Here is a 23,204-nt window from a genome sequence, read left to right on the forward strand (position 1 = left end):
TCAATACCCCTTGCTGATGTAGTCAAAGCTGCGAGTCACCAACGTCCCCGAAGCGTTCTTGAAGCTGATCGTGAATCCGTTGGCCGATTTTCCGGTGATTTCGTAATAATCCCCCGTGCCCATGCCTTGCGCCGCGATCGCGAGTGCCGGCGAAACCTGGAAGGGGTTGGCGTATGCGATGCTGCGCGTGCCCCCGCTGGCGACCAGATCATTGCCTGCTTCGGTACGATCGGGCATATCGACGGTCAAACTGGCCCCCCGCACGACGACATTGATATACGCCAGATCCGCCTGCAGCCGCAGCCGCGCGCGAATGCCCCGGAACGTCCATTCGCCGGCCTGGAAGACCTGCCACGCCGACCAGTTCGCCAGATCGGGAGAGGTCGAAATCTCAAAGAACGCGCGCGCCGCGGAAAGCGAAATGCCATCCAGATCCAGCCAGGTGTCGATCTTGTCGAGCCGCCCGTCGACCGGATCACCGCCGCCGTCGGTGTCGGTTCGGCTGTCGATCAGGCCCCAGGTGTCGATCAGATCGGTCGCCGAAAACGCCAGGAGATCCAGCGCGCCGGTCAGCCGCGAGGTCAGCACCCGGCCGAGATCGAGATTCGCGGCCAGCGTATAGACCCCATCGACGACGTTGCCGCCGAGCGTGTCCAGCGGCGCCCAGTCGTCGATAGTCGTCCCGATCGCATCGATCAGCTGCGCGCTGTCGAGCTTGATACCACCCATCGTCGGATCGAGAACGACGCTCGACTTCGTGCCGGGCCACGTTCCCCCATCGTCGAGCGTGGCGACGAAGTTCAGATCCTGCAGCGCCGAGGTGACGGTCGACAGGATCAACGCCTCGTTGCGGCTCTCCCTGCCGCCCGAATCCACCCACTTGGCCAGGTAAGTCCCGGCCAACAGCGGCACCAGCACGGGCGATCCAGGTACCGCATCGGTCAGGTAAGCGCTGTTATTCCAGGTCGCGCCGCTCTGCAGGGAAGACTGCCGGATCAGCAGACGGCCGCCGAATCGCACGTCCAGTTCATCGGTCGCATCGCAGGTGAGAGAGGCGAAAGCACCGCTCGCCGCGAGCGAAAATCCGGTCACGTCCCGCGGCACGGCCGACTTGCCGACGATCAGGCCGCGGCCGTTGTAGCGCCCGCCGAGCGAAAGCCCGGAGATTGCGTTGGCCTCGACTTCCAGCGGGCCGGTTTCGTCGGTATCGAACGACAGGCTCGTGCCTTCGATTCGACGGCTGTACCGCGGCCCGGAGGCGACGCGGTAGCGCAGGAAAATCGCGTCCAACGCGCCGTCCACGGAGAACGAAAGCACCACGCGGTTGCTGACGACACCGGGAGAAGTCAGGACCAGCGACTCGGAGACGGCCATCTCCCGGATCGTCGGCGCCGACGCGCGCAGCAGCGTGTTGTTCGCCGGCGGTGTCCAGCTTCCGTCCCAGGCGGCGTACAAATCCGGGTCGTCGTCGGTGGCGACGATCTGAAGGCGGTACTGCGACAGCGGCTTGACCGAGACGATCTTAACGCGCTTGCCCGGCGTCGGCAGCGGGCTGAAGAACCAGCGATGGTCGATTTCCAGCATGCCACCTTGCAGGGTCGGCGCGCTGTTCAGGGTAAGCGACGACGAATCGTCGTAGACCGTGACAGGGGTGGCAACCGTCGGGATATAGGCGGTCAGCGCGCCGGCTTCCAGTTGAGCTCCCCAGAGGTAAGCTCCGCTCGCCCCGTTTCCGGTGTACGCATAGCTTCCGGCGACCACCAGGAACACCTCGTAATAGATTCGTGTATCCGCGTCGGTAGTCGACGTGATCGCGCAGCGATACCATCCGTTTCCTGCCGCAGTTATGGAAGCCGTGGTCCCCGAAAACGCCCCTTGGGTAAACGGGGTTCCCGCTGTTCCCGCAGCCAGATCAAATTGGCAGCGCGCGCTATTTCCCCCGATCGTGCTGTCCAGCAAGAGCAGGATCTGTGACCTTTCGGCTGCCTTTGCGTAGACGCTGAACGTATAGGTGACCGGGGACCCGGATTTGCCTAGAAACGAGTAGCACTCGTGTGTACTGGAAGCGGTGGCATCTTCCACCAGCTTGTCCGCCGTCAATGACCCATCCGGTGCGGTCGCCGAGTCTGCGGTAATCGACGCCCGAACCTTTGTCCACTGGGTGTGGCCGAACTGCTCCGAGCGTATCAGGAGATTCGTGCGACCGGACGGCGGCAGCGCGGTAAAGGTCGCCATGCTGCCATCCGGAAAGGCGAGCATCACGTAGTCGGTGCCGCCGGCCCGCGGCACTTTCCGGTCGAGCGTGACGACGGCGCCGGCGACGGCGAGCAGGCGGCCGGAGTAGCCCCACTGCGTCAGATCGTGCTGCAGCAGCACCACGTCGCCGCGCTGGCAGACAAAGCCCTCCATATCGGTGTCCCAGGTGATCGTGCGCCGGCGATACGCCTGCGCCGAGGCCTGGATGTTGGCCAGCTTTCCCGCCAGACGGGAGTTCGTGCAGCCCTTGATCTCGATCGTGCTGGCGCGCTGCGGATTGCTCACGCCGGGAACCGTCACGCGCACCTGCTGCTGCGTCCAGTCGCGATCGGCATCGACGTAGGAAACGACGATTTCCTCCGCCAGATTCTCGGTCACGTAGCGGACGTTGAAGCTGCCGCGCAGGATGTTGCTCATGCCGAACGCGGCCACCGGCGACGCGTTGCGCCTGTCCCACACGACACCGAGCTTGCCCGAGGCCCACGACGGCGAGCCAAGCCCGCAGCGGGCGATGTCGGACAGCGTGTCCCAGGCGGATTGCGGGCTGTCGATCACCAGATTGCACGAAAGCCCCTCGACGTCGCAGAACGCCGCCCAGGCGAGGATCCCGGCCGTATCGATCTGGCTCTCGTCGAGATGGCAGCCGTAGCTTTGCGCGCCGAGCGCATTCTTGCGTCCACGCGCGAAATCCAGATACCACCAGGCCGGATTGCTCGTCGGCTGCCAGCGCCAGGCGCCGCTGACGTAGCACCAGGCGTAGGCCGACGCCAGCGCCGAGAGACGCTGCACCACGCCGGAAAGTTGCCCGCTGGCGCGGATGATCATCCCGAGCCGGGTCTGTCCCGCATACGACGCGTCGTCCGGCTGATAGCTGCGCAGGGTCGTCCACGAGTAGCGGTAGGCGCCGTGATCGTCGCCATCCTGGATTTCGGCGGAAAGCGCGCGGGCGCTGGTCAGGCGGACGCGCACATCGTAGACGCCCTGCGGCACGTCGAGAGAAAACGTCCGGCGCTGCGGCGTCTGGCTCGCACCGTGGGCAATGTCTACGTAGGCGACCGGCGTATGGATCGCTTGCGGGCCGTCGTTCGCCAGCCCGGTCGGCGTCGTGCCGCCCACCGCCGCGTCGCTGTAGAACGGCGCCCAGTGCCAGGTGGCGTAGACCGGCACCAGGCCAGCGAAGGTCTGTTCGCTGCCGATCTGCTGCGTCTCGCCTTCGTAGTGCGCCGAGGCCACGTGCGTATAGGCATGCTGCACCACGCGCCGGACCCATCCCTCGCTGACGAAACTGTCGCGCCACGGGGTGCTCGGGTCGGAAACCTGCGTCTGCTCCCACACCACTTCGGTCGTCTGCAGCGACCAGTAGCCGGTGGTGTAGGTGACCTCTTCGCCCAGCAGCATCGCCTGCCAGGCGCCCGTCCCCGACGGCGCATATTGCGCCTCCAGCCGCACCCAGCAGGGCAGCGCTCCTTTGTCGGAGGCGTAATAGATGCTGCCCTCGGTATCGATCGCGAAGCGCACGGTCTCCTGCGCGGTCGTGCGCACGATCCAGTCCGCCCCGCGCACCAGCGTCGCCCCCGAATCCGAGTCGACGTTGCCCGGAAACTGCGGCAGCGCGCCGCTGTCGTCGGACCAGTACAGCGACACGTCGGCATAGTTTCCGATCGAAGAATCGCCGATGCGCAGGTCGGTGAGCTGCACCGTCGACAAGCCGAAGTGGAAGATCTGGAACAGGTACTGATCGGCGCCCTGGAACTCGGTGTAGGGCTTGGCGCCGTAGTCGGGAAACACGCGGTGCGTCCCGCAGACGACCTGCATCGGACTGTACGGGCGCAGGCTGTTCGACCCGCCGGACAGGGAGTATGTCGGCGAAGCGGCGGCGGAGCTGCCATTGACCTGCGAGAGCGCACCGGTCGACGGCTTGAACAGCGCGCCGACGACGAGATTGCCGGCGAGCGATACCAGACCGGAGCCGATCGCCCCCCACGCCGCTCCGGAAAGACCCAGCGCGCCGATCGAGCCGGCGGCGGTCATCGCCCCCACCGAGTCGAAGCCGCCGAGATACGCCCCGATCTCCGGGCCGACGAAGAACGACGCCACCATCACGGCGATCATCAACACCGTCCGCAGCGGGTTGCTGCCGCCGGAGCCGCCGCTGACCGCGGCCACCGCGTGCACGAGATCGCCGGGAGACGGGCAGACGCTATCCCATTCCTCCCGGGTCAGCACGCGGTCGTTGATCAGGACATGAATCTCGCAGTGGGGATCGAGGCCGGCGCGCAGCAGGACCGCGCGGGCGGTCTCGCCGGGCCGCCAGTCCTGCGCCCAGACGCGCCGATCAGCGGCCGGCAGCAGCGGATGCGGCTGGCTGACGATGGCCAGATCGCTCACGCCCATCGGTAGAACCCCTCGATGGCCAGGCCGATGCGGTTCAGGTCGCGCAGCGCGTGGCGTACGGTCATGCCGGCATTGGCCATTGCGTGCAACACGCTGGGCTCGCCATCGACCAGACAATAGGCGCCGATGTGCGACGGCCGGCCGCGGCATTGCATCAACACCGCGTCGCCCTCGATGGGATGCCCGGTCGGCGCGGTGAACAGGGCCACGCCATCCGCCATCTGACGGGCGCGGCCGAGAGCGGTCACGGCGCGCTGCACGTAGGCGGCAGACGGGATCTCGCGCCCGAAGACTTCGTTGCTCACCCGGCAATAAAGTTGCAGGCAGTCGGCGTCTCCGGGCACGTAGGGCTCACCGATGAACCGGTCGGACCAGTGCATCAGAAGATCCCCGGCGCGCTATCGGGCCGGAAGTTCAGCTGCACCGCCGGCCGGCCGAAGAAATTGGCGAAACCCAGCTCGGCGGAGACGTGCCGCGCGTCGGCGGTGACGTTGTAGAGGTACATCAGGATGCTCCACTCGACCACATCCGGGCGCGAGCGCATCACCTGCGAAAAGGTGGCGGTGCTGCCCTGGCCGCCGCCGGAGGTCTCGATCCAGTACATCAGATCGCGTCCGACGTTGTCGATCACCAGCGAGGCGCGCGGCAACTGCCCTTCGAAGTCGTCCGGCAGCTGGCAATCGAAGGGGAAAGCGACGTAAAGACTGCCGTTGCTGGTGAGATCGACGGTGTCGTTCACCACGCGCACGGGCGCGGAAAGCGCCGGATGGTCGATCTGCAGCAGCACGACGGGCGCTTCCGGGGCGCTCGTCTGGGCAAGGGTCGAGCGATAGGCGGACGAATACGCGCGCGCCATGTCAGCCCCAGGTCTCGATGCTGGTGCTGATTTTCCAGTCGCCGCTGGTGCTGGAGACCGGAGCGGCGTCGAATCCGCCCTGGGCGAAGCGGGCGGTCTTGACCGTGCCGGAAACCGGGTCGGTCCACTGAAACCAGTCGGCGCCCTCGTTGATGTTGACCGCGTACCAGCTCACGAACGACAGGTAATCGCCCTTGGTCCGGAACAGCAACTCGACGGGCCGCGTCACCAGCACCGCCGTCTTGATCTTCGCCTGCTTCGGCGGGCCGGACTCCATGTCGGAGCGCAGCAGCGCCGACTCGCGCTTCTCCGCGAATCCGCGCAGGCGGATCAACGCGGTGCTCGGGAAGGTTTCCATCAGACCGCCCTCGCCAGTCCGAAGAGCGACGCGAAGCCCTGCGTCATCGGGCCGTTGCGCCGCTGATCCGACTGCACCACCTTGGCGACCAGCACTTCGAGGTCGAAGCCGGCGCCGTTCTGCCGCGGCGTCGCACTCGCCTGGTAGCCGTCGGCCGCCGCCTGGTTGTTGATCGTCACGCTGATCTGCGGGGAGCCCAGCGCTCGCATCTGCTCGGGAGTGAATACCCCCTCACCCTTGCGCAGGATCGCTGGCACTTCGTCGGCGGCGATCCCCCCGCCGTGCAGCCGGGGAGCCTCGGCGAAAACGCCGGCAGGCACGGCGCGCAGAAAGGTCGCCTCGGCGCCGGCGATCCCGCCCGCGTGCAGCCCCGTGCCGGATAGCGGGCCGCCGGCAACGCCGTTGACCATCACCCCGGCGATGGTGCCGCCGCTGGTGCCCGATCCCCCCCAGAGCCCGCTCAGCCAGCCGCTCAACCCTTGCGTCACCGGCGCCATCGAAGCGCGCAGCTGAATGCGCAGCAGATCGGAGATCAGGCTGTTGGCGAGGCTCGAAAAGCTGATCTTGCCGGTCGTGGCGAAGCTGGAAAGCGCATCCTCCATCCCTTGAAAGCCCCTGGTGAATGCCTCCTCGACCTGGTCGGCGACGCTTTTCGCGGAAGCGAGATACTTGTCCAGCGCCCGCCCGGCGCCGGTTTCCCACAGGCTGTTCAGGCGTTGCTGCTCGGCCTGCAGCGCCACCACTCGTTCCATCTGCTGCTCTTCCTGTTCGGCCACCCGCTGCAACGCCTGCGAGAAGGCGGCGAGCGCATCGACGTCGTCGCCCTGCAGGGTCGCCGCGAGCTGCGCCAGGCGCTCGCGTTCCTTGCTCGCCGCCTCCTGCACCTTGCGCAGCGCACTCTCCAGCTCGCGCTCGGCGGCGGTCATCTGCTTCTCGCCGTAGATCGCGTTCTGCCGGTCGTACTGCGCCTGCAGGTTCTCCACCGCCTGCCCCATCGCCGATTGCGCGAGCTTCGACTTGTCGATCCGCTCCTGTTCGGAACGCAGCACCGAATCCTTGTTCAACACCGTGTCGAGCAGCTTGTTGTATTCCGCCGCGTCGACCTTGCCGCGCTGCAGGAGTACGCCGAGGTTCTCGATTTCCTTCACCGTCGCCGGCGCCAGGCCGGCCGCGGCGGCGTTCGCATCGCGCCGATAGTTTTCCAGCTGCGTATCCAGCGGGTCGCGGGCGGCGCCCTTCGACGTCTTGTAGCGCTCGTCGATGCGCCGTACCTGGTCCTGGATTTCCGCAGCCGAAGCGCCCGATTGCGTGCCGAGTTCGCGCGCTCGGATCACTTCCTGATCGTGGCGCTCCCGCTGGCTTCGGTTCTGTTCGCGCAGCGCGAGGAAAGCCTTGCCGGCCTGGTTCTTCAGATTTTCGAGACGCTGCTTTTCGGTGGCGGCGATCTCCGCATCGATTCTCGCCTGGCGGGAACCTGCTTCGCCAGGCTCCGGGATTTTCATACGATCCACGATCGACGCCATTCCCGGCATGGTCTTGGCAAAACCCGCGTCGAGATTCGCCAAGGGGTTCCAGCCGTTCCGACCGACCTCCAGCATTCGGTCCCAGGCGCCCTTGGCGGCGTCGCGGATGCCGTGCCAGGCGCGCTCCAGGATTCCCAGATTCTCCGCCAGCGCCGGAATGCGGGAGGAAAGCGCATCGAAGTACGTGGTCTGCGCCAGACGCGCCGCGTCGGTTTCCTGCCCCTGGTCGTGCAGCACCTGAATTTGCTCGAGCACCGACGCGGTCAGAAAGTGGTACTTCTCGTCGAGCTTCTTCACCGCTTCGACCGGTGCGCCGCCGAGTTCGGCGAACTCCTGCACGGTTTCCGACGCCGCCTTTCCGCCGACACGCTCGAGCTGGATCGCCGCCTGCGCGACCTGTTGCAGCATGTCGCTCGACACCTTGCCCGTAGCGGCGGCTTGGCTGAGTACTTCCGCGGCCAGCCCCTTGGTCGCGCCGGTGGAGTTCGCGACCTGTCCGGCGAGCGCCTGCAGCTGGCTGACCGAACTCCCCGCCGCGTTTCCGCTCAGCACCAGCGCCCGGGCGAACTCATGCGCTTCGGCGCTCCCCTGCAGATACGCCACGCCCAGCGCTGCCGCCGCGGCGGCGGTCATCGTGAAGGGATTGATCAGCGCGGCCAGCGCGCCGCCGGTCAGCTGCATCCGCTCGGCGAGCACCATGAAGCTGCCGGGGATGCGCGAGAAATTCCCGGAAACCGCCTCGTGCGCGAGCACCATCAGCTCGCGCCGAGCGCCAACGGTGGCGAACATCGATTTCTCGGCCGCCTTGGCGACGTTCTCGAAGCCCTCGGCCCCGGCAACGCCGGCGGTGACCATCAAGGCCTTCGTCTTGGCGATCTGCTCCTGTAGCGATTTGTACGCCGAATCGACGGCGGCGTCGTAGCGGGAACCGATCTTGCCGCCGGCCGCGGCCTTGTCGAGTGCGCGGAAGTCGGCTTCAAGGGCACGCAATTTGGCGCCGAGCGGGTCGTACTTGGCAAGCAGCTTCTGCACGCTCTCCGACAGCTCGTCGGTGGCCACCTCGGTGCGGGCGATGGCCCCTTTGACCTGCTCCACGCCGGCCGCCGCCTGCGGAGCGCCATCGACGCGTATTTTCAGGACAAGTTCGTCGTTTGCCATGGTCTATGCTCGTGTCTCACTCGCTTATCTTTGGGATAGTTCCCGCAGCGTTTCCGCTTCCAGCACCCGCAGCGCCGCGAACAAGTCTCGCCGCCGGCGCTTCTTGATCTGCAGCAGATCGAGCACCGCCGGCAGCGCTTCGTAGCGCAGCCCGATCACCCCGCCCATGCCGCCAACCGCCCACTGCGTCTGCAGCGCGAGGAAGACCTCCAGCGGCAGCACGTTCTCTTTCCACACGCCGAAGGCCGGCACTTGCCGACCTTCCTGGACCGATGCCACCGTGGCCGCGTCGGCGCCGAAGGCTGCGAGCGCTGCGGCCGTCTCGTCGCAGCCGCGGCCGCCCGCACCTAGCCAGTGGCGGACGGCCGCCCGGAGTTTTTTTCCACAACGCCGGCGAGCTCGTCGAAATAGGCCTCGAACAGCGCCGTCGCCGCCGTGGCGTAGTGGTCGAGCAGGCGCTGCAGGTTCTCCGGGCTGAACGGCGCGTCGATCTCGCGCCAGTTCGTGACGATGTCCGACAGCGCTTCGTGGTTGGTCCGGCCGGGCAGGGAATCGACCCAGGCCTTGCGGGCAGACGCGTCGGGGTAGCGGTATTCCACCTCGATGCGGCCTTTTCCTTGGCCGGGCACGTGGATCTCGACGGGAGCCCAGAAGGTAGGGTTCGGTTCGAGCCGGAAGAGGGGCTTTTTTTCGGACATCTCAGTGCACCACGATCTTGATTTCGTCGTTGCCCGACGAAGGCACGGCGCGCAGGTCGTAGCCGCAGAGCAGGCGGCCGTTGACCTCCACCTTGCTGGGGTTGATCAGCTGCAGCGCAGGGAGGAACAACATCGCCTTGTAGCCGGCCGCGGTGCCGTGCATCAGGCCGCCGGCCTGCAGCGTGTTGGCCTTGACGTTGGTCATGAAGGTCGCTTCCTGCGCCGCCGTCAGATCGAGACTCACCTTGCCGGTGACTTCGCGCTTGCTGATGTCGATCGATTCTCCGCCGAGCAGGGCCGTATACGCCACGTCGTTGCCGAGTTCGATCTCCAGCCCCTGGCTCGGATAGCCGGTACCGCCGGTAAGCGTCGGCGTCGCCGCGGTGTAGGTGCAGCCCAGGGTGAAATCGCCGGTGTTGGGATCGCTGATCACCGCCGGCGTCTTGAATCCGCTCAGGGTCAGCGTCGATGGCGCCGTCGCCGTGACGCCGCCATCGAGGCCGAGGAACCTGAACGAGAGCAGCGGCCGATCCCTGGCGCTCATCTTGATCGAGACTTTGCCGCGGCAGCCGCGCGCGACATGGCGGGCGCCGTCCGAGAAGTAGTAGATCGAGACCGAATCGGCCACCGGCGTCACCAGGTTGTACTCGGTGCGCACCGAGGCGGTCACCGTTTCGGCAAAACCGCAGGCGCGCAGCAGCGGCCCGTACGCCGGCGCCGTGCCGGCGGCTCCGGAACCCGCCAATTCCACGTCGAACGAAAGCTCGATGTGGACGACGCCGACAAGCTGCTCGCTGCCGCCCATGTAGGGCCGGATCAGATCGCGCGAGACGTTGTCGGCGGCCAGCGGGTTGATCGTCGCGTTCGAGACCAGGATCGCGTTGGCGCCTTCGGTCGGAACCGCGTCGGTGCCGTAGGTGGATTCGATCTTGGCGAGGATCGCGGTATTGCGGATGTAACGCGGCATGCTTTACTCCTTCACGTTGGCGGCAGGCGGAACGGGCGCTTCCGCCCTCTCTCCCGGCCTCTCTCCCGGGGGGAGAGAGGAGAGAAGCGTCTCCCCTTCCCCATCCCTTCCCTCTCCCCCCGGGAGAGGGATCGAGGGTGAGGGCGCCACTGCGGAATCGACGGCGAGGGATGCGGGCGCCGGCTTGTTGGTCGAGGGTTCGCCGGGGAGGCGCGGGGGAGTGGGCATCAGGGACTCCTCAGATAGGTCGTGACACGAAATTCATCCATCCACCAGAGCAGCGCGTTTTCGAAGCGCAGCAGGTGGCCGCCGGCAAAGCGTACCGGCTCGCCGATGGCGGGATCGGGCGGCCAGCCGATCAGCGCGGCGCGGACCAGCGCGCGCAGCGGTTCCAGATCTCCCATCGCCGCGGAGCCGCCGGCATCGCGCTTGTTCGACACCGCCAGGACGACCGAAAAGGTGACGTTCACCCTCTGCTCGAAAGCGCCGAGCAATCGGTTGTCCTCGGCGGATTCGGCCATCGGCAGCAGGTAGCAGGAAGGCGACGCGGCGACGCTGGCGCCCAGCGCTTCGAGGTCGACGGCGCTGCCGACCGTCTTGAATCCGGTCAGCTGGCTTTTCAGGCGCGCGAGGATCGGAGCGAGATCCATCAGTAGAGCCCCAGCAGATCGTCGTTGAAGGTCTTTTCAGGCGAGGACGATTTCACGGCCATCGCCGTCGCGGCGGGGGTCAGCGGCGAAGCGCCATCGATGACGACATTGCCCAGCGAAATCTGCTTGAGGTAGGCCACTGCGTCCTGGTAGCGCGCGCGCACCGCGTCGGTGACGCGATCGTCGAACAGGCGATAGCGCGCAATGTCGGCCGCGACGCGCACCAGCGCCGTCGGTGCGCTGGCCAGCGGCAGGCTGTAGCGCGCGGCGAGGTAGCTGTCGATCTCCGCGTCCGCGTCCGCCAGCGCCCGGCCGAGCACCGTCGCGTCGATCACCGTGCCGTTGATGCGGTCGGTGAGCTGTGCGATCTCGGTGGATCCGAAGCGATCCACCAGGTCTGCCTGCAGGGCGTAGGTCATCGCAGCGGCGGCCAGATCACGACTTGCGGCAGCTGCCGCAGGCCGAGCACCGCCTCGACCGCCAGCGGGCCGCACGCGGTCTGCAGCGCCTCGGATTGCGTCGCGCGGTGTACATCGCGGGCACGCTGAAACGCCGAGACAATCCCCACCGGCGCGGCCACGGGCGTCCGCGCCTGTTCGAGCAGCGCCGCATAGCACTGCACCGCCGTCGCATCCTGGTGCGCTTCCGCGTCCGCCCGGGCGGCCGTCAGATCGGCGACGGCGAACTGCCGCAGTTCCTGCGCGTCGGAGTCGCGAGAGAACAGCGCCAACATCAACAACAGCGAGAAAATCAGCAGCATGCTGCCCCCCAAGACAAAGCAGAAGGCACTCAGGAGGCGCAGGATCACGGACACGGTCTGCCTGGACAAGCTCATGCGCTCTTGCTGCTCTTGCCGGCCTCGGCCGGGACGACTGCTGCGACCGGCCCTTCGATCGCCGCCAGCGCCAGCAGCGGGGCCGCCTGCGCGTCTTCGAGGTCGATCGTGTAGCCCGGCTCGAAGCGCTTCCCGTCGTGTTCGACCGGGGTGAGGATGCGGTAGGTGTTCATCGTGGCTCCTGGTATGTCCGTAGCCCCAGGCCGCCAACGCGACCTGGGGAAGCGTGTAACGAGGGGCTTTGACCCAGGACACCCTGGAAGCCCCTCCCGTCATGTATTCCTTACGCGATCGCCGCGGCGAAGAGATAGCCCGCGTCGTTCGCCGCGATCACTTCCTTGACCGACTCGCCGACGCGGACGATTTGTCCGCCGCGCAGTCCCTTGCGCTGGTCTGGGATGGTGCCGGCGACCCTTTGGCCAAACTGTGCCGTGAAACCATACGTCGGCTGATCGGCGTTCGCCTGATCCTCGGAAACGAACAAGAGAGCCGCGTATTTGCCCCAGACCCGTGCATAGGTGGGCGTCTGCCCCTTCTTGGCGGTGTTCTGGAAACCGGTTCCGACGAGGACGTTCTTGACCTCCAGCAGATCGGCGAGATCCTGCCGGGTGATCGCGCCGCCGGTCTGCGCACTCGCGTTGGCCGCCTGGATCAGCCGCGGATGCTGGCGGACCTTGGTCCATACCTGCTGCCCGAGCACGACGGTGTTCGGCCGAATCAGCGGGACATCGAGCGCGACGAGCATCGCGTCGAGCGGGTTCGAGTTGGTGAAATCGCTCCACTGCGAGGTGCCGGATAGCGTCGCCTGGTTGCCGGCGGAGAAGTTGCTGGTGTTGAACACCAGGTTGGCCACCCGGATTTCGCGGTCGAGCAGCACCAGGCCGGTCAGCAGCGAAACCGTCTTCGCCTGCGGCGAGACCAAGCTGGCCGGATGCGGCATCGCGTTGAACGCCTCGATTTCATCGTTCGGCACCAGGTCATCAAGGCCCCAGTCAACACACTCGTCGTAGACCAGCGTGCCGCCGAAATCGACCATCGTCGGGTCACTCTTGCGGCCCACCCGGGTGGCGGGGACGGTGTAACCGTCGGCCTGCGTGTACTTCGTGTAGGCGAACTTCTTGGGACCGATCACGCGCGGCAGCACCTGGTCCGCGATCATGTCCACATCGCGGTTGCGCCAGCCGATGGCGATGGCCGAAAGCTCGGGGTTGACCGGGAAGGCGGTGGTCGTGCCGGCCAGACCCAGGTAGCCGATCTGATCCCAGGGCAGGTGCAGGACGCCGCACAGGTTGGCGATCAGCAGCGCGCAGGTGGTCAGCATCAGCAACGCCGGGACGATCAGGCGGCGATCGAAGGAGTGGTTTCGCATGGAGTTCTCCGGAGAAAGGGAAAGAAAAGCGGAAGGCGGAAGGGGGGAAAAGGCTTAGCCCTGGAACGAGCCCGGACAGACGAGCACGCGGACCACGTCGCCGGCGGCGCTTGCGGCTTCGAGCGCCAGACCGATGATGCGGTTATTGACGCCGGCGGCGGGTGCGGCGGTGATGCCGCGTCCCGATGCGTCGCTGCCGATGTATGCGCCGAGCGCAAAGGCAGCGCCGGCCTCGACGAAGGCGACCCCGTCGAGCACCACGTCCTGCCGTTCGCCAGAGGCGGCGCCGACTTCGTTGGAAACACCGATGAAAAGGTCGGTCGTCGCCGCCGACTGGATGACCGTTTCGGCGGCCGACAGCTTGACCAGGCGGAACGGCGAGATCGCCGCGCCGGCGGTGAAGCTCTTGAGTAGGGTGGGATTGCTCATCGGGTCCTCGGCTCAAAGGTTAAAAAACGGGGAAAAGGGAAGTGGGAAAGCGGCGGTTTAACGGGATGCTTTGGCCAGGGTGGCCACCGCCTGCTCGATCGAAATCGAGCGCCCGGCCGCCATCTCGGAATCCTGAAAGGCCTGCGCCGCCTTCGCCAGTGCCACCGGGTCGTTGCGATCGACCGCCGGCCCGCGCTGCTCGCGGGTGGCGATATCCTCAAACGAAACCTGCACCGGCAGCGACTCCAGTAGCGACTGCACGCCCGCCAGCAGTGGCTTGCTCTCCTCGCCCTCGGCAAACGACGCGGGCAGATCGTGGTCGGCGAGATGGTCGAGCAGCGCCACCGCCACGGGACGCTGCGCCGGCAGCAAGCGGCCGGCGCCAATCAGCGTGTCGGCAAACGCCTCGTGCCTGGCGGTGGTGGCCGCGCGCCGCGCAGCGAGCGCCGCATCGGCAGATTCCTTCACCTGCTGGCGAAGCTTTGCGTTCTCCGCCTGCAGGGCGGCCATTTCTTGGGGAGTCATCAAGTTCTCCTGGGAGTAATCGGCAAAGGCGCTGGGCATCGGCTGCGCATCGTCGCAAGAGTCCTGCTGCGCGGCGGCTTCGAGCGCTTGCACCTGGTAATCGGGAACCACCTGGTTGGCCACGTCGAGCCCTCGCTCGGCGATCAGCCACTCGCGCAGACCGCGCCAGAGCGCGGCGTTCACGCTGTCCTCGACACAGGCAAAGGAGACGACGCCCTCGTCGCCATCGGCGAATTCCGGCGAGCGCAGGCCCTTGACGGCCGGCGGCTGCGCGCCGAGAAATCCCACGTGGCGCAGGTAATAGACGCCGGGAACCGGGTTGTTCGGCGCGTCCGGAGTGAAGAAGCTCGCCGAAATCTTCTTGAAGCGCCCGGCGTCCACCAGCTCGGCGAAAGCCGGATCGACCTGGTGCGGCTCGGCTTCGAGCCCGCCCTCGGCGAACGAGAGCGAACGCACCCAGCCATAGGCCGGCCCGTCGGTCTTCGGGTGGCCGACGACGATCGGCGCTTCGGAGCGAGCAGGGTCGTAGGCCGCGGCCGTGGCCGCCAGGTCCGCATCGGAAAAATCCAGCACGGCGCCGCTCATCGCGGTATGCCGGCCGGCCCGGAAAATCTGCAGCAGGGAAGAGGTGTTTTTTGCCATGGCGGCATTCTGCCCGGCCCTTCCCCGCGTTTCCGCCGTGAAGCGCTTCATGTCCCGTCGCGCCACGCGCGCGCGCGACACTCGCTGCCCAGGCCCGATGCGCCGGGTCCGCCTATCCCCCTACCGATCAGGAGACCCCCATGCCCTGCGATTCGAACTGATGCCGGAAGCGCTGCGCCAGATTCTGACGGGGAAAGACAACACCACGCACGACCTCGCGCGCTGGCTGGCGGTGGCGTCGTTTGCCGTCGGGCTGGGACTATCGATCTACGACACCGTCTGGCGCGGCCATCCGTTCAGCCTGCAGGAGTTCGGGATCGGGATCGGATCGATGATGGCCGGCGTGGGTGCGGCGATCAAACTCAAGGAAGCGAGCGAACCCTGAAACCGGGAAGCGGGCCGAAAGACCCGATTGGCTGGGCCAAGCGCCCCTGCAGCCCGACCGCGCTACAGGCGGTGCAGGAGCTCTCGAAGCGCGACCGCCGCTTTCGCCTGATCTGGCAGACGCTGGTCGAGGAAGGCGTGACGACCGAGGGCGGCAAGATGCTGCAGCGGTGGACGGGGACGGGATGGGAAGCGTTGTGAGAAGGAATTTTGAGAAGGAAACCTGATGAGTACTTCGTCCCCTGGGCGGCTGGAAATCGCCATTTACCTGCTGTCGCTGCTGTTCTTTCCCGCGTTCCTGATGTGGAACGGCTATGTCGTGGCCGCGTTGTGGCAATGGTTCTGCGTGCCGACGTTCGGCCTGCCGCCGCTCTCGATGCCGGCCACCATGGGGATTTGGCTGCTGCCGACGTACCTGACGCGGCCGTTTCCCGCTGCCCAACCCGAAGAGCACATCGCCGATTATTTGGTCCGGGTGACGGAAAGGAACGTCATCAAGCCGTTCGTGGCGTACAGCATCGGCTGGGTGTTGCAACACTGGATGTGAGGAAGAAACGAGCCATGGAAGAAAAACGAACGATGACCACGAGCGGCTTCCCCTCGCTCGAAAACGCGGGCGCCGATGCGTGGCTGGAGTATGGCCGCGGGGAAGGCGTAGCCCACCAGTTGCTGCTCTCGTTCCCGTTCCGATTTTGCCAAAGCCGGATTGAAACGGGATTCTGGCTGGAGTTCTCCACGCCGCAAGGCCCACTGATGGGATGGATGCGCTTCGAGTTTCTTACAAGCTTGAGGGGTCAAGCCATTTTTGCAGCAGCAGAATGGCGTCCGGCACATGGTCCAGCGCCGCGTCCAGAAGGCGTTTGGTTAGGTGCTTCAGCGCCTCGGCAGGTAAGGAGCGAAGCGCCTCCACCAGTCGCTTCTTCTCGCCTGGAGGAAGCGTAGATGCAGCAATTTTGCTGGCGATGAGTTCGCGCAGCGTATCGGCATGGAGCTTGACCACCGTCACGCCAAGGATGGCGGAGAGACCTCCATCGTCCGCAAGAAAATCCATTCCGCGAGCGGTGATGGACGATACGAGGATCTGGTAAGGAGCGCCGAGAACATCGCGCTCCATATTGGTGACCAGGCCATGCTCTTCGAGGTAACGCAAGTTCGCGCTGGCGATTGCGTTGTCCAATCCCAAAGGCTCGATTTCCACCTGCACCGGGTAAGCGGCCGCAAGGGTCTCCAGCAATTGGCGCTGCACGGTTCGATCAAGAATCATCTTCGAAGCTCCAGGTGAGAGACAAGCAGAACGCATCCATCCCGGTTCCCCTTCGAAAAATCCGGCCTCCGCGCGGCCTCTGTGCGTTTATAAACGGCCTTTCGCGTTCCGGGCAGGGGAAGGCATCGGGCGCGGCGGGCGGGGCGCTAGCGGGCTTCAGGCGGATTCGGCGGCGCCGGGGCAATCGTGTTTCGCGAACAGATCGCTCGTCGCCCGCAGCGCGGCGCGCGCCGCTTCCGGACTGTGGCGGTAGTTGTCCAGGAGGGCGGATTCTTCGGGGGTGAGCGAAGACATGCCCGGAGATCGCTGACCGGTTAGCACATAGAGGACATCTGCTCGGGCCTGCGTCGCTGCAGCCAGATAACTCGCGTCTGGCAGGCGTTCGTCCTTTTCGTAGTTTCGCTGAGACCGCATCGTTACTCCGCAGATCTCCGCCATCGCGGCCTGGCTCATGCCAATCCGCTCGCGTTCTTCCCGCAAACGATTTCCGATAGTGGGCACATTAGTTCCTCATAGCGCTTGACAAGGGGTACGTTTGTTCCTCATAATTCGCCTAACAAATTCACTTGCACATGCAACAAAAACCACACGTTGACGGCGTCAGACCCAGACCATGCACCCAGAAGACATCAAATCGTCGATCCGCAAGACTGGCACCACTGCCAGCGATGTAGCGCGCGGCCTGGGTGTCAGCCATCAGGCGGTCTCCTATGTGGTTCGGGGCCGTCACCGTTCCCTCCGCATCGCCCGCCGCATCTGCGAGTTGACGGGGCTGGACCCCAACGTCGCCTGGCCGGGCCGCTACCCAGAATTACGCATCCGCCCCATCACCCCCCAATCCCCCCACTTTCAGGAGGTCGCATGAACCCGCCCGTTCGCCGTTCGCTGCCGGTTCGTCCCGGACGTTTTTCACGGAATCGTGAGAAAAGAATCGAGAAACGACGTATGGACTTGGCGCTGGCGGGGTTCGTCAGCTTTTTACAAGCCGCAAGACCGGAGACGGCGGATCCTGCGGACGCAGCCACTGCAGCATCATCGCCAGGGGAGCTGCTTCCAGGTCACTCTGAGACATCGCCTGCAGACGTTGATCAATTAGATATTCCAACGCCTGCCGGTCAATCGATCCGCTCGATTCCAGGGCAACCACTACGAGCTGCAGCGCATGCAGTATCCCTGCCGTCAGTTTGACGACCGATTCATCTACCGATTTTTCCATGGCTTTCTTTCCTTTCCATCATTACAGGAGGTCGCATGACGTCGTCTGCATGGTCTTCGATCGATTTCGACCGCCCCTTCATTGTCGCCGCAGCGATGCCGGCAGCGCTCCTCTCGGAACTTCGAAACCAGATCGATCTTGCACTGGAAAGGGGAGATTCATTCGATGCATTAAGAACAGCAGTGCTGCCCCTGTTCGAGCGGACCTGGGAAGACCGGAAGGAACCGGAATGAGCGGACTCCCGGCACGTTCATTGGCCAAGGCCACAACGAGGGCCTGCTGCTGTCGTTCGAGGAGAACGCGCCAGGTGCCGGCGTCCAGATCTGCCCAATCCGCGCCCGGCCGATGGAAAGCCAACGCCTCGATGGCTGCGTCCGCTGCCGCTTCGCAGGAAGCGTCATACGGCAAGGATCGGATCTGGTGGAAGTTGGCGCGAAACCGTTCGTTGATTGGCCAGAGGGCCTCGGCGGATTCCCATCCCGACAAGCGTACCGGCGTGGTTTTCTCCAGCGGCTTGGCGAGCACCTGCTCGAAATAGGCTTTCAACAGATCGAAATTCATTTCCTCCCCCTTTCGGAGCCCACCTCATGAACACCACCCAATTTCTCTTCGCCGACCTGAAGCGGCGCGTCGAACTGTTCGAAGCCGAGATGTCGATGCCGAATCGGCGCAACGCGGATCTGCTGGCGGAATCGATCGTGCTCTCGGCCGAGCACCTGCACGCGCAGGTGCGGATCGACTTCGCCGGGCTCGAACGCAAGACCCATTGACTCACAAATTAGCCTAACGACTAGGGAAAAGCAATGCAGATGGCCGACATCCAGTGCCTGCTGAAGAAGGCCGGCATCAGCCAATCGGACCTGGCCCGGCAGCTGAACGTCTCGAAGGTGACGGTGGGCTACGTGCTCGCCGGGATCACCACCAGCCGGCGCGTGGCGCTGGCGATCGCGCAGGTAACCGGGCGGACGCTGGAAGAGCTCTGGCCGGGCAAATACCCGCAGGAGGAAACGGTATGAACCGAATTTCGCTGGATCGCCTGCGCCTGGCGATCCGCCATGGCATCGCGGTGCATTCCAGCCTGCTGGGCGGCTGGCTGATGGCGAAACCGAGGAGCAGCCGCCGCGCGCCGTGCGAACGCGCCGGCGCTTCGCTCGGCCAGGCGCCGCGGGCGAAGGGCCGGAGGGCGGCATGAACGAGACGATGCCCAACAACGCGGCGCAACTGCGACTGATCGACGTGATCCGGGCGCTGGCCGGCAACGAGGTGTTCGGGCGGCGGCTGGCCGACGTGGCAGCGGATCTGCGCCTGCCGGAACCGATGATCCTGCGCGATCTGCAGGCGCTGGCGCACAAGGGCTGGGCGGTGCAGGACGAGAGCAAGCGCTGGCGGCTGGGGCCGGAAGTGGTGCAGATCGCGGTGCAGTTTTCCTTCGGCCTGCGCTCGGCGCAGGCGAAGGTGGCGGAAGTGGAGCAGCGCTACACGCGGCTGCCGACGTAATTTCATTGCACGGGAGAGCTTGATGGAACAAGAAGAACACGCGGGCGTGCCGGCGCCGATCGGCATCGAAGCCCTGCAACTGCAGGCGCAGGACGAAATCGAGACGCGCCAGGTGCTGACGCGCTTCGGCTACGAGGGAACGCTCGAGCAGGTGATCGGCGAAACGCGGATGCGGATGCGGCGCAGCACCGAGGATCTGGTCGAGATCGGGCGCGCGGTGCTCGCGTTTCGCGAGCTGCCACGAGGGGGATATGGTCCAGCGGTAAAGGCCATTGGCCTCTCCGAGGGTACCGCCCTTAGGCTGGCAAACGTCGCGCTCAAGTTTCTCGGGCACGATCATCGACGGCCGTTGCTGACGCTGGACCGCAGCAAGGTGTATGAGCTGGCGCTGCTCGACGAAACGGAACTTGATGCGCTGGCGGCAGACCCGGCGAAACTGGACCAGGTCGAGCGGATGAGCGTCAGCGAATTGAAACGCGAACTGCGCGCGGCGAAGCAGGGGCTGGAAGACAAGGATGGCCTGATCCGGCGCGTGCAGGACGAGAACGCGGCGCTGCGCGAGCGCGAGATTGCCCGCGACCGCTGCCCGCCCGATGAGGAATCGCGGCGCCGCGCCGAGCGGATGAACGCGAACCACGAAGCGGCGCAGCGGGCGCTGGTGGCGGTGAGCGATTTCATTCTGTCGATCACCCGCACGCGCGAACTGTGCGACACGGCTGAGAAAGAGCACGCCGACGGCACGGCCTGCTGGCTGGCGCAGCAGATCAGCCAGCTTTACCTCAACCACGGCATTGCGGTGGATTTCGCCGAAATCGTGACGCCGAGTTGGTCCACATCGGCTGCGACGGACGCATGAGGGGAATGGAATGCTCGCCATGCCGCCGTCCGCTACGCAACTGCCGCACGTCCTGATGCTTGCCGCCGAACTGCCCGGCTTGCCGCATGGGCACGGCACGCCGCGCGTGCGGTCGATCGCCGAGCATCTCGGGATCTCGGTGCAGACGCTCTGGAAATGGGTCAAGGAGGCCGGCTACGCCAGCGACCGCAAACGGCGGTCGGACGCCGGCAAGCTGAAAGCGGTGAGCGAAGAGCAGGTACGCCGGATGGCGGCGATCCGCTTCGCCGGCGCGCGCGAAACGGGCAAAGTGCTGCCGACGCTGGAAATGGCGAGGGACATCGCTAACGCCAACGCGCCGGTGGACCCGGCCACCGGCGAGGTGGCGGTGACGACGGCGCATGCCTCGACGATCTCGCGGGCGATGAAGCGGATCGGCTGCCACAGCGAGCAACTGCTGCGCGCCTCGGCGGCGCAGCCGATGAAATCGCTGCATCCGAATCACGTGTGGCAGTGCGACGTCTCGACCTGCGTGCTGTTCTACCTGGCCAATGGCGGCATGGAGATTTGCGACACCGCCGCATTCAACAAGAACAAGCCGGCCAATTTCGCGCGCGTGCAGGAGCTGCGCGTGCAGCGCTACCTGGTGGTGGATCACTGCAGCGGCGCGTTCTACCTGCAGTACCTGCCGGGGCACGAGACGGCGCAGAACCTGTTGGACTTTTTGATTCCGGCGTTCCACCCGCGCGACGGCCAACCCTTCTACGGGGTGCCGAAGATGCTCTTGGTCGACCCGGGTTCGGCGCAGGCTTCCGGCCTGGTGCGCAGCCTGACGCGAGCGCTGGAGATCGACGTGCGCGTGCACACCGCCGGCAATCCGCGCGCCAAGGGCGCCGTCGAATCGCTGCACAACCACATCGAGCGGCAGTTCGAGGGACGGCTGCAGGCGCAGCGGGTGCGCGACTTCGCGCAGCTCAACGAACTCGCCGGGCTATGGAGCGCGGCGTATCAAACGACGGCGATCCACGGCCGCACGGGGAGAACGCGCTTCTCCGGCTGGCAGGAGATCGCCCGCTACCCCGGCGCGCTGCGCCTGGCGCCAGGGCCGGAAATCACGCGCGCGCTGGTGATGAGCGAGCCGACGAAGCGGGTGGTCGATCAACTGCTGCGCATTTCCTTCGCGATTCCCGGGCACGGACAGCATTTCTACTCGGTGGCCGGGATTCCCGGCGCGGCGTTCAAAGAGAAGCTGTTCGTGGTGGCGTCGCCGTACCACCTGCCGGATATCGACGTGCTGGCGCACGACGCGGAAGGCCGCGAGGTGCGCCATCGGCGGTCGCCGCTCGTCGAGGACGAATGGGGCTACCAGAAAGACGCCGCGACCTTCGGCGAGGAATACCAGCGCCCGGCCGATTCGCACCTCGATGTCGAGCGCAAGCGCGCGCGGCGCGCCGCCTGGGGCAGCGACGACGAGGCGGAGATCGCGAAGAAGCGGCGGGGAGTCGCCGGCAAGCGCGGGGTGGCGTTCGACGGCGCGGTGGATGCGTTCGCCGATGTCCGCCAGACGCCGGTGCCGATGTATCTGCCGCTGGCCGGAACGGCGATCGAAGCGGCGGTGCCACTGCAGGAAAGCGTGATGAGCGCGACCGCGGCGTGCCTGCGCATGCATGCGCTGCTCGGCGACGCCTGGCAGCCCGAGCACTACGCCTGGATCACCAAGCGCTTTTCCGGCGGCATCAGCGAAGCGCAGTTCGCGCAGCTCGCGGAGCAGTGGCGGGGGGTCGCCCTCACTCCCGGCCTCTCTCCCGGGGGGAGAGAGGGGGTCAGCGCCTTCCCTCTACCCCCGGGAGAGGGATCGAGGGTGAGGGATGAAGAGGAGCGGAAAGCATGCTGATCCTCGGCGAGGTGCTGCAGAAGCACGGGATTTCGCAGGCCAAGCTGGCCGCGGAAACGCATCTCTCGACGGCGACGATCAGCCTGCTGATCCGCCACAACACCTATCCGCGCTCGATGCGGCGGCGCGACCTGCGCTCGATCGTCTGCGCGGTGCTGACGCGGATGCAGGTGCCGGTGGACGAAATGGTCGATCTGTTCCTCGAAGCGGAGGAGCGGAAAGAAGCGGGGAAGGAACGGCAGATTTCGGCGGCGGGGAAATCCCCGCGGCGGGAGCAGGAGACGGCGACACGGACCAACGCGTCGCCGTCGGGTGAAACGCAGTCCAGGGAAGGATGCAATGAAATGTTACTACGCAAACAGACGCTGAGCGAAGCGGCGCGCCGCAAGTTCGGCATTTTCCGGGATCCGTTTGACGATCCGCAGCAGTCGAGCGAGGTCTATCTCTCGCCGGCGATCCGCCAGGTGCGCGAGGCGATCTGGCAGGTGGCGCTGGGCAACATCAAGTTCCTGGCGGTGATCGGCGAATCCGGAGCGGGCAAGAGCACGCTGCGCGAGGAAATGGAAGAACGCCTGCGGCTGGAAGCGCGGCCGGTGCGGCTGATCCAGCCCTACGTGCTGGCGATGGAAGACAGCGATCGCCAGGGCAAGTGCCTGCGCTCGGAGCACATCGCGGAGGCGATGCTGCACGCCGTGGCCAGCGGCGAATCGCCGAAGCGCAGCCCGGAAGCGAGATTCCGCCAGGTGCATGAAGCGCTGATCGCTTCCAGCCGGGTCGGCATGCAGCACGTGCTGATCATCGAGGAGGCGCACGGGCTGCCGATTCCGACGCTGAAGCACCTCAAACGCTTCCTGGAGCTGAAGGATGGCATGCGCCGGCTGGTTTCGGTGCTGCTGCTCGGGCAACCGGAGCTGCGCGACAAGCTCGACGAGCGCCGCGCCGCCGTGCGCGAGGTGGCGCAGCGTTGCCAGATCGTCGGCCTGCCGCCGCTCGATTCCCACCTTGGCGATTACCTGGCGCACCGCTTTTCGGCGGTCGGGCTGGAGCTCTCGGCGATCGTCGAACCCGAGGCGATCGGCGCGCTGCTGCTGGCGCTCTCGATCCGCCAGCGGACCGGCGCCGGGCCGGCCGAGGTGGCGGTGATTTCGCTGACGCATCCGCTGGTTGCCAACAATCTGCTTACCGCAGCGATCAACCAGGCGGCGGCACTCGGCGCGCCGCGGGTGACGGCCGATCTCGTGCGCGCAGTGAGGGAGGCGATGCCATGAACCCCGAGATCACGCGCGAGGAAGTCGCGGAGCTGGCGAACGCGGCAAGCGACCTGGACTACCACAAAGGCCAGTTGGGCGACATCTGGAAAGCCCGGGTGAAAGCGGCGATCCAGGCGATGCACCAGGTCGCCGGAAAGCTCGACGCCCAACACGATTTCGGAATCTACGCGAGGGAGGATTGAA

The 23,204-nt window shown here is 65.9% G+C and carries 31 protein-coding genes; 12 read left to right on the plus strand and 19 right to left on the minus strand.

Going from position 1 to position 23,204, the window contains the following annotated elements; translation table 11 throughout:
- The 15 genes from NFV80_RS13690 to NFV80_RS13760 form a co-directional block, all read right to left on the minus strand.
- Window positions 1–4,650 carry a host specificity factor TipJ family phage tail protein gene (locus NFV80_RS13690; RefSeq protein ID WP_295330421.1) on the minus strand — a complete coding sequence of 1,550 codons (4,650 nt, stop codon included), beginning with the start codon at window positions 4,648–4,650 and terminating at the stop codon, window positions 1–3.
- The gene (locus tag NFV80_RS13695) at window positions 4,641–5,030 is read right to left on the minus strand and encodes a hypothetical protein (RefSeq protein ID WP_295330422.1); all 390 of its coding nucleotides are present in this window, start codon (window positions 5,028–5,030) and stop codon (window positions 4,641–4,643) included. The genes NFV80_RS13690 and NFV80_RS13695 overlap by 10 nt, the downstream gene beginning before the upstream one ends.
- Window positions 5,030–5,506 (minus strand): DUF1833 family protein, encoded by a 477-nt coding sequence (locus NFV80_RS13700; RefSeq protein WP_295330424.1) that lies wholly within the window; start codon window positions 5,504–5,506, stop codon window positions 5,030–5,032. The genes NFV80_RS13695 and NFV80_RS13700 overlap by 1 nt, the downstream gene beginning before the upstream one ends.
- Before the next feature lies 1 nt (window position 5,507).
- Window positions 5,508–5,864, minus strand: a complete 357-nt coding sequence (locus NFV80_RS13705) for a hypothetical protein (RefSeq protein WP_295330426.1) — start codon at window positions 5,862–5,864, stop codon at window positions 5,508–5,510.
- Entirely contained in the window at window positions 5,864–8,545 is a 2,682-nt protein-coding gene (locus tag NFV80_RS13710; RefSeq protein WP_295330429.1) for a phage tail length tape measure family protein, read from the minus strand. Before NFV80_RS13710 ends, NFV80_RS13705 begins: the two co-directional genes overlap by 1 nt.
- Before the next feature lie 24 nt (window positions 8,546–8,569).
- Window positions 8,570–8,797 carry a DUF1799 domain-containing protein gene (locus NFV80_RS13715; RefSeq protein ID WP_295330431.1) on the minus strand — a complete coding sequence of 76 codons (228 nt, stop codon included), beginning with the start codon at window positions 8,795–8,797 and terminating at the stop codon, window positions 8,570–8,572.
- Window positions 8,798–8,892: 95 nt separating this feature from the next.
- Window positions 8,893–9,243, minus strand: a complete 351-nt coding sequence (locus NFV80_RS13720) for a phage tail assembly chaperone (protein ID WP_295330433.1) — start codon at window positions 9,241–9,243, stop codon at window positions 8,893–8,895.
- A gap of 1 nt (window position 9,244) precedes the next feature.
- Window positions 9,245–10,210 (minus strand): phage tail tube protein, encoded by a 966-nt coding sequence (locus NFV80_RS13725; protein WP_295330434.1) that lies wholly within the window; start codon window positions 10,208–10,210, stop codon window positions 9,245–9,247.
- 227 nt (window positions 10,211–10,437) lie between these two features.
- On the minus strand, window positions 10,438–10,860 hold the full coding sequence (locus NFV80_RS13730; protein WP_295330436.1) for a hypothetical protein: 423 nt from the start codon (window positions 10,858–10,860) through the stop codon (window positions 10,438–10,440).
- A complete protein-coding gene (locus NFV80_RS13735) occupies window positions 10,860–11,279 on the minus strand; it encodes a DUF1320 domain-containing protein (RefSeq protein ID WP_295330438.1) in 420 nt (139 codons plus the stop codon). Before NFV80_RS13735 ends, NFV80_RS13730 begins: the two co-directional genes overlap by 1 nt.
- Entirely contained in the window at window positions 11,276–11,620 is a 345-nt protein-coding gene (locus NFV80_RS13740; protein ID WP_295330439.1) for a hypothetical protein, read from the minus strand. The genes NFV80_RS13735 and NFV80_RS13740 overlap by 4 nt, the downstream gene beginning before the upstream one ends.
- Before the next feature lie 71 nt (window positions 11,621–11,691).
- Window positions 11,692–11,868 (minus strand): hypothetical protein, encoded by a 177-nt coding sequence (locus NFV80_RS13745; protein WP_295330441.1) that lies wholly within the window; start codon window positions 11,866–11,868, stop codon window positions 11,692–11,694.
- 110 nt (window positions 11,869–11,978) lie between these two features.
- Window positions 11,979–13,064, minus strand: a complete 1,086-nt coding sequence (locus NFV80_RS13750) for a phage capsid protein (protein WP_295330443.1) — start codon at window positions 13,062–13,064, stop codon at window positions 11,979–11,981.
- A 54-nt stretch (window positions 13,065–13,118) separates the two neighbouring features.
- A complete protein-coding gene (locus tag NFV80_RS13755) occupies window positions 13,119–13,493 on the minus strand; it encodes a DUF2190 family protein (RefSeq protein ID WP_295330445.1) in 375 nt (124 codons plus the stop codon).
- Window positions 13,494–13,550: 57 nt separating this feature from the next.
- Window positions 13,551–14,660: a peptidase gene (locus NFV80_RS13760; protein WP_295330447.1), complete on the minus strand. Its 1,110-nt coding sequence runs from the start codon at window positions 14,658–14,660 to the stop codon at window positions 13,551–13,553.
- Here NFV80_RS13760 and NFV80_RS13765 point away from each other — a divergent pair.
- The 3 genes from NFV80_RS13765 to NFV80_RS13775 all read left to right on the plus strand — a co-directional run bounded on the left by NFV80_RS13765 (window position 14,647) and on the right by NFV80_RS13775 (window position 15,591).
- Window positions 14,647–15,045 (plus strand): hypothetical protein, encoded by a 399-nt coding sequence (locus NFV80_RS13765; RefSeq protein ID WP_295330449.1) that lies wholly within the window; start codon window positions 14,647–14,649, stop codon window positions 15,043–15,045. The two genes, NFV80_RS13760 and NFV80_RS13765, sit on opposite strands and share 14 nt — an antisense overlap.
- 71 nt (window positions 15,046–15,116) lie before the next feature.
- The gene (locus NFV80_RS13770; protein WP_295330451.1) at window positions 15,117–15,245 is read left to right on the plus strand and encodes a hypothetical protein; all 129 of its coding nucleotides are present in this window, start codon (window positions 15,117–15,119) and stop codon (window positions 15,243–15,245) included.
- A 25-nt stretch (window positions 15,246–15,270) separates the two neighbouring features.
- Complete coding sequence (locus NFV80_RS13775) at window positions 15,271–15,591, plus strand: hypothetical protein (protein ID WP_295330453.1); 321 nt, start codon at window positions 15,271–15,273, stop codon at window positions 15,589–15,591.
- A 231-nt stretch (window positions 15,592–15,822) separates the two neighbouring features.
- On the opposite strand, the gene NFV80_RS13780 is transcribed toward NFV80_RS13775, so the two are convergent.
- Window positions 15,823–16,308 carry a hypothetical protein gene (locus tag NFV80_RS13780; protein ID WP_295330455.1) on the minus strand — a complete coding sequence of 162 codons (486 nt, stop codon included), beginning with the start codon at window positions 16,306–16,308 and terminating at the stop codon, window positions 15,823–15,825.
- 156 nt (window positions 16,309–16,464) lie between these two features.
- The gene (locus tag NFV80_RS13785; protein ID WP_295330457.1) at window positions 16,465–16,809 is read right to left on the minus strand and encodes a helix-turn-helix transcriptional regulator; all 345 of its coding nucleotides are present in this window, start codon (window positions 16,807–16,809) and stop codon (window positions 16,465–16,467) included.
- A 112-nt stretch (window positions 16,810–16,921) separates the two neighbouring features.
- On the opposite strand from NFV80_RS13785, the gene NFV80_RS17480 reads away from it, so the two are divergent.
- Window positions 16,922–17,173, plus strand: a complete 252-nt coding sequence (locus NFV80_RS17480; protein ID WP_366143435.1) for a helix-turn-helix domain-containing protein — start codon at window positions 16,922–16,924, stop codon at window positions 17,171–17,173.
- Window positions 17,174–17,278: 105 nt separating this feature from the next.
- Here the strand turns inward: NFV80_RS17480 and NFV80_RS13790 are convergent, their stop codons facing one another.
- Both NFV80_RS13790 and NFV80_RS13795 read right to left on the minus strand, forming a co-directional pair.
- Entirely contained in the window at window positions 17,279–17,524 is a 246-nt protein-coding gene (locus tag NFV80_RS13790) for a hypothetical protein (RefSeq protein WP_295330461.1), read from the minus strand.
- Window positions 17,525–17,602: 78 nt separating this feature from the next.
- On the minus strand, window positions 17,603–18,085 hold the full coding sequence (locus NFV80_RS13795) for a hypothetical protein (RefSeq protein ID WP_295330463.1): 483 nt from the start codon (window positions 18,083–18,085) through the stop codon (window positions 17,603–17,605).
- A 26-nt stretch (window positions 18,086–18,111) separates the two neighbouring features.
- Between NFV80_RS13795 and NFV80_RS13800 the strand changes: the two genes are divergently transcribed.
- From NFV80_RS13800 to NFV80_RS13835, 8 genes are all read left to right on the plus strand, one after another.
- Window positions 18,112–18,294, plus strand: a complete 183-nt coding sequence (locus NFV80_RS13800) for a hypothetical protein (protein ID WP_295330465.1) — start codon at window positions 18,112–18,114, stop codon at window positions 18,292–18,294.
- Window positions 18,295–18,327: 33 nt separating this feature from the next.
- Window positions 18,328–18,540 carry a helix-turn-helix domain-containing protein gene (locus NFV80_RS13805; RefSeq protein ID WP_295330466.1) on the plus strand — a complete coding sequence of 71 codons (213 nt, stop codon included), beginning with the start codon at window positions 18,328–18,330 and terminating at the stop codon, window positions 18,538–18,540.
- Window positions 18,537–18,716, plus strand: coding sequence for a hypothetical protein (locus NFV80_RS13810; protein WP_295330468.1), 180 nt, complete (start codon window positions 18,537–18,539; stop codon window positions 18,714–18,716). The genes NFV80_RS13805 and NFV80_RS13810 overlap by 4 nt, the downstream gene beginning before the upstream one ends.
- On the plus strand, window positions 18,713–19,021 hold the full coding sequence (locus NFV80_RS13815) for a hypothetical protein (RefSeq protein WP_295330470.1): 309 nt from the start codon (window positions 18,713–18,715) through the stop codon (window positions 19,019–19,021). The genes NFV80_RS13810 and NFV80_RS13815 overlap by 4 nt, the downstream gene beginning before the upstream one ends.
- Window positions 19,022–19,043: 22 nt before the next feature.
- Window positions 19,044–19,877: a hypothetical protein gene (locus NFV80_RS13820; RefSeq protein WP_295330472.1), complete on the plus strand. Its 834-nt coding sequence runs from the start codon at window positions 19,044–19,046 to the stop codon at window positions 19,875–19,877.
- 247 nt (window positions 19,878–20,124) lie between these two features.
- Window positions 20,125–21,750, plus strand: coding sequence for a transposase family protein (locus tag NFV80_RS13825; protein WP_295330474.1), 1,626 nt, complete (start codon window positions 20,125–20,127; stop codon window positions 21,748–21,750).
- Window positions 21,744–23,018: an AAA family ATPase gene (locus NFV80_RS13830; RefSeq protein WP_295330476.1), complete on the plus strand. Its 1,275-nt coding sequence runs from the start codon at window positions 21,744–21,746 to the stop codon at window positions 23,016–23,018. Before NFV80_RS13825 ends, NFV80_RS13830 begins: the two co-directional genes overlap by 7 nt.
- Entirely contained in the window at window positions 23,015–23,203 is a 189-nt protein-coding gene (locus tag NFV80_RS13835) for a hypothetical protein (protein ID WP_295330478.1), read from the plus strand. The genes NFV80_RS13830 and NFV80_RS13835 overlap by 4 nt, the downstream gene beginning before the upstream one ends.
- Window position 23,204 lies beyond the last annotated feature (1 nt).

This window comes from Accumulibacter sp. (assembly GCF_023806565.1).
Lineage (GTDB): Bacteria > Pseudomonadota > Gammaproteobacteria > Burkholderiales > Rhodocyclaceae > Accumulibacter.